The 400-nt window shown below is 49.0% G+C and carries 1 pseudogene; it reads right to left on the bottom strand.

Annotation, left to right across the window (positions count from 1 at the left end):
* A pseudogene (gene dnaA / locus EDM52_RS13705) lies at nucleotides 1-400 on the bottom strand (chromosomal replication initiator protein DnaA); the annotation flags it as partial.

The following is a 400-nucleotide window of genomic DNA, read 5'->3' as shown; positions in this document are numbered from 1 at the left end:
TCCTCCTGGGTCGATTCCTTTCCTGCGAGGAACTGGATATCGTCAATCAGCAAGACATCGACACTCCGGTATTTGTTGCGGAACTCGACTGCCTTGTTGTCCCGGATGGAGTTGATGAATTCATTTGTAAATTTTTCAGACGACAAATAAACCACTTTTGCCGATGGATTGTGTTGAATCACATAATGACCGATGGCGTGCATCAAGTGGGTTTTACCTAAACCCACACCCCCGTATATAAAGAGGGGATTGTACGCTTTTGCGGGCGCTTCTGCGACAGCCAGTGACGCAGCATGGGCAAAGCGGTTTCCAGATCCAATGACAAAGGTGTCAAAGGTGTACTTGGGATTTAAGATGCTCGGTGGTTGATCATCCGCTACCGTAGCCGGAGGTTGCGCCT

Source organism: Brevibacillus invocatus, assembly GCF_003710915.1.
Taxonomy (GTDB): Bacteria; Bacillota; Bacilli; order Brevibacillales; family Brevibacillaceae; genus Brevibacillus; species Brevibacillus invocatus.
The sequence above is the reverse complement of the archived record's forward strand: the minus strand, read 5'-3'. Positions and strand labels throughout refer to the sequence as shown.